This window comes from Sphingopyxis sp., from assembly GCF_036402335.1.
Taxonomy (GTDB): Bacteria; Pseudomonadota; Alphaproteobacteria; order Sphingomonadales; family Sphingomonadaceae; genus Sphingopyxis.
Genome location: NZ_DASWTD010000454.1, coordinates 1 through 4,087, shown reverse-complemented (window position 1 = coordinate 4,087; position 4,087 = coordinate 1). Strand labels below are relative to the sequence as shown.

The 4,087-nt window shown below is 65.3% G+C and carries 5 protein-coding genes; 2 read left to right on the top strand and 3 right to left on the bottom strand.

The genetic code is table 11. The annotated features are described in order from the left end of the window. A partial coding sequence (locus VGD20_RS14700; RefSeq protein WP_331135160.1) for a glycoside hydrolase family 97 C-terminal domain-containing protein occupies positions 1 to 148 on the top strand: 148 nt, incomplete at its 5' end. A gap of 7 nt (positions 149 to 155) precedes the next feature. Here VGD20_RS14700 and VGD20_RS14695 read toward each other — a convergent pair. Genes VGD20_RS14695 through VGD20_RS14685 form a run of 3 tightly spaced genes read right to left on the bottom strand, consistent with a single transcriptional unit; the run spans position 156 to position 2,390 of the window. Beyond that, positions 156 to 1,556 carry a PLP-dependent aminotransferase family protein gene (locus VGD20_RS14695; protein ID WP_331135159.1) on the bottom strand — a complete coding sequence of 467 codons (1,401 nt, stop codon included), beginning with the start codon at positions 1,554 to 1,556 and terminating at the stop codon, positions 156 to 158. Continuing rightward, positions 1,513 to 1,953 carry a DUF983 domain-containing protein gene (locus VGD20_RS14690; protein WP_331135158.1) on the bottom strand — a complete coding sequence of 147 codons (441 nt, stop codon included), beginning with the start codon at positions 1,951 to 1,953 and terminating at the stop codon, positions 1,513 to 1,515. Before VGD20_RS14690 ends, VGD20_RS14695 begins: the two co-directional genes overlap by 44 nt. Before the next feature lie 26 nt (positions 1,954 to 1,979). Then, entirely contained in the window at positions 1,980 to 2,390 is a 411-nt protein-coding gene (locus tag VGD20_RS14685; RefSeq protein ID WP_331135157.1) for a hypothetical protein, read from the bottom strand. A gap of 66 nt (positions 2,391 to 2,456) precedes the next feature. Here VGD20_RS14685 and VGD20_RS14680 point away from each other — a divergent pair, with 66 nt between their 5' ends. Further along, positions 2,457 to 3,785, top strand: a complete 1,329-nt coding sequence (locus VGD20_RS14680) for a hypothetical protein (RefSeq protein WP_414714580.1) — start codon at positions 2,457 to 2,459, stop codon at positions 3,783 to 3,785. Positions 3,786 to 4,087 lie beyond the last annotated feature (302 nt).

The window sequence follows — 4,087 nt, the reverse complement described above, 5'->3', positions numbered from 1 at the left end:
CTGGAAGGATGGCGAAGGCGCCACCTATCTTACCGATGCGCGGCACAAGATCGCCTACGAGACGGTCAAGGTGAAGAAGGGCGACACGTACAAGCTGTGGCTGGCGCCGGGCGGCGGGGCGGCGATCCGCCTCCATCCGGGGAAGTGAGCCGGCGCTAGACGATATTGCTTACTGCGCTGCCGGGCGACCAGAGCCCGGCGGCGAGCCGGTGCAGCGCGCGGGATAGCGCACGGCGATCGATCGTGCCGCCAAGCGAGACGCGAAGCGCCCTGGGGGCATCCTCGGCGACCGCGAAACGGTCCGATGCCACCGCCGACAGCCCGTCGAGAGCGAGTGCGGCGGCGAGCATGTCGGGGTTGCTGTCGGCAGCAAGCGACAGCCACAGATGATAGCCTTGCGGGTGCGCGGCGTGGCGGCCGTCGCCGAGCACCGTATGCGCCAGCTTCTGCCGCCAGCCCGCTTCCTTGCGGACCGCATCGACCAGCCGGTCGAAGCTGCCGTCGGCGAGCCAGAGCGAGACCATCGCAACATTGAGCGGAGGTGCCATCACCGCGCTTTCATGCTGGCACGAGGCGAGCTGCATCGCTTCGGAGACGCCGGGAGCCCGTACGAAGCCGACGCGCAACGCGGGTGAAATAATCTTCGCCATGCTCGCGATATGCCAGCTGATCTCCGGGGCGAAGCTCGCGATGGCGGGGATCGGCGCGTCGGGAAGCAGGCCATAGGCGTCGTCCTCGATGATCTGGACCCCCGCACCCTGCGCCCACGTTGCGATGGCCCGCCGGTCGCCCGTGGCGATCGTCGCGGCGGTCGGGTTATCGTTCGTCGGCACGACGTAAAGCGCTCGCAGCGGCGCCTTGCCATGTGCGGCCTCCAACGTCCCGGCGGAGATTTCCGCCAGCGGGACGAGGGTGACGCCGATCCGCCGCGCGATCGCATGAAAGCCCGGATAGACATAGCGCCCGCACGCGACCCGGTCGCCGGGCTTCAGGATCGTCACGGCGATCGCGTGCAGGCCGTTCTGGCCGCCGGCAGTGACGACGACCTGCTCGGTTTCCGACGACTGGCCGGTCCGTGCCATCAGCGCGGCGCCGGTTTCGCGGTCTGCCGCTGACCCGCCGGGGCGCTGGTAATGGAGCCGTGCGAGGCCGTCGGTTCGCGTCAGCGTGGCGAGCGCGCCTGCCATCGCTTCGGGCAGCCCGCCGTCGGCGGCGACCGGCGGGCTGTTCATCGCGATGTCGCTCTGCGCCGCGGTGGCGGCCTGTCCGCTCCGGGCGCCGGCGCTGATGAAGCTGCCGGCGCGGCCGCGCGCGACGATCAGGCCGCGCTCGCGGGCGAGGTCATAGGCCTTGGTGACGGTGGTGAGGTCGATGCCGAGCCGCAGGGCAAGGTCGCGCTGTGGCGGAAGGCGGTCGCCGTGGCCGAGTTCGCCGCGCGCGACCGCGGCGGCAATGGCGGCGGTTACCGCCTTGTATTTGGGGCCCGCGACACCCCTGATATCGGGCGCCCAGCTATCCGCCATGCCGTTCGTCTGCCTCGCCCCTTTCGCGTGCATTCAATTTCGCCCACAAATGCTCGGTCCCCGATTCCTGTGCCTTGTTCACATATTGCGATGCGACGAGCCAGCCCTTGATCGCGCGCAGTGGCAGGATGCAGCCAATCACCATGATCGGGATCGAAAAGACCAGATGGACCCACAGCGGGGGGCTGTACACGATCTGCATCCACACGATCACGAAGGTCAGCGGAAAGGCGACGATGCATTGCGAGAAAAAGGCGGGGCCGTCGTCGGGCGCGGCGAAGCTGTAATCGAGCCCGCAATTTTCGCATCGGTCGGCGAGCTTCAGCCACGACCGGAACATGTGTCCCTTGCCGCATTCGGGGCATTTGCCGTGCCAGCCGGACCACAGGATCCAGCGCAGCTTTTCGTTGCCGATATCACCGCCAATCATGTTCGACTCCAACGGATAATTATGTTTCACCATGCATAAGATATATGGAATGCGTAGCCGTAGAAATGAATATTTCTATTAAATATTTGATAAATAGAGATAATATTGATAGGATTGCAAATTGGCATGGCATTTTTGTGAATTAATACCATGCATATAACTGCAATATACCCATTTATATGGCTGCTCGCGCGCATTTTGCCGGACAAAGGCGCTGACCTGATGTCGCGCACACAATTGGCGATGGAGCGTTCGACAAGATGCTCGTCGCTCTTGCCGCCGCCGGCGTCGGCCGCCCGCTGGCGGGCCGGTTCAGCCCGGCGTCCTCCCGCGCCGATGATCAGCCGGGGTTGCTGCGGCGGGCGCCGCCGACGAGACCCCTTCTTCGTTCCGAAAGGCGAGGCGAGGGCTTGCGGCATCGCGCGCACCGCAGCCATCGTTTACGCGGCTTTTACCAGTTCCGGTGCATAACATTTACCGATGTTTGCGACTGGGGATAAATGATGGACAGCATGCGCGGCCTGCTTTCGGGCAGCCACGATCAGGAGGATGGCGCGATCGATGCGCCCGCGTCCGTCGGCGTCGACGAACGGCGGATGCAGGTCCGGGCCTATAATTACTGGGCCTCGCTGCTTGCCGAGCGTGCCTATCCGTCGGTCGAGGACCTCGATCTTGAAAGCGCCGATTTCGGGCCCTATTCGGTGCTGCTCGATTTCACGCAAGGCATCGAAAATCCCGGCATCGCATTCCTCGGCGACCGGCTGCGCGAAGAATCGCAGATCGACGAGGATGTCCATTATATCAGCCAGATTCCCGGCCGTTCGCTGCTGTCGCGGCTGACCGACCATTATCTGCAGATCATCGCCAACCGCGCGCCGATCGGTTTCGAGGCCGAGTTCGTCAACGATCGCGGCATCACGATCATGTATCGCGGCATCCTGCTGCCCTTTTCGTCCGACGACGACACGATCGACTTCATCATGGGCGTGATCAACTGGAAGGAAGCGGTCACCGCCGACCAGGCCGAGGAACTGCAATTGTCGGTCGAGCAGGCGCTTCGCAGCGCCGCGCCGCTGACCGCGCCGGTGCCGGTATGGGCCGATGGCCCCGATTCGGAGCATCTCGACGACGATGTCGACGCGGATGTTGCTCCGGGGTTTGCCGCGCTGGACGATAGCGCCGACCTCGCGGCAACCGGCGAGACGGCGCCCGCCGAACCCGGCGAGGATGCCGAGCTCGCCGATTGGCTCGCGCTCGCGCGCGCGACTGCCGAGCGGGCGATCGCTGCCGACAGCCGCAGTCGCGGCGCACTCTACCAGGCGGTCGGCAAGGCATGGGATTTTGCGCTAGCGGCCGGGGAGCAACCCGAAGCCTTTGCCGCCCTGCTCGACGATGCCGGCCTCGCGATGCGCGATCGCGCGCCGATGACGCCGGTCGTGAAGCTGGTCTTCGGCGCGGGATATGACAAGACGCGGCTTGCCGAATATGCCTGCGTGCTCGGCCACGCCCGGCAAGAAGGCGTCGGCCGCGGCGAACTCGCGGCCTATCTCGATCGCTATCCGGGCGGGCTCAAAGGGTTGGTCAAGGATGCGCGTGCGCGCCGCAAGCCGGTCAACGATGCGGGCGAGCGGCCCGATCAAAAGCTCGATGCTCTGCGCCACGCGCAGCCCGCGGTGATCCTCGAACATGACGCCGGCGCCGCCGAATTCGTCGTGCTGATTGCGCGCACGATGCCCGGCGGGCATATCGGGATCGTCGCGAAGGCAGCCGACGATTCGGCGCTAGTCGCGAAACTTGCGCGCAAGGCGGTTCCGATCACCCCGGGCGGCTGAGAGCGTTCACGCAACAGAAAATCCGAAAATTGAAATTATTTAACGCAGGCACGCGAACGAGGCCTTGAGCCGCGCGCCGCGCAGGCGCATAGGGGGCCGCAGCGAACGGGCCCCCGCCGATCGTCGGCTGGGATCCCCCTCTTTTGTTCGGGATGCTGCACTTTATGCCTCAAAATTCGTCCGACACGCCGGAAACGGACACGCCGACCCCTTCTACCGTCAAAATTCCTCCCAAAGTCGCAGCGGCCTATCTGGCCGCGCTGCGCGGCAGCGCGCTGCCCGGCGAAGGCGACGACATGGAC

Coding starts and splice junctions, on each gene's coding strand:
- VGD20_RS14695 (WP_331135159.1), bottom strand. CDS start 1,556: ATGCACGCGAAAGGGGCGAGGCAGACGAACGGCATGGCGGATAGCTGG.
- VGD20_RS14690 (WP_331135158.1), bottom strand. CDS start 1,953: ATGATTGGCGGTGATATCGGCAACGAAAAGCTGCGCTGGATCCTGTGG.
- VGD20_RS14685 (WP_331135157.1), bottom strand. CDS start 2,390: ATGGCTGCGGTGCGCGCGATGCCGCAAGCCCTCGCCTCGCCTTTCGGA.
- VGD20_RS14680 (WP_414714580.1), top strand. CDS start 2,457: ATGGACAGCATGCGCGGCCTGCTTTCGGGCAGCCACGATCAGGAGGAT.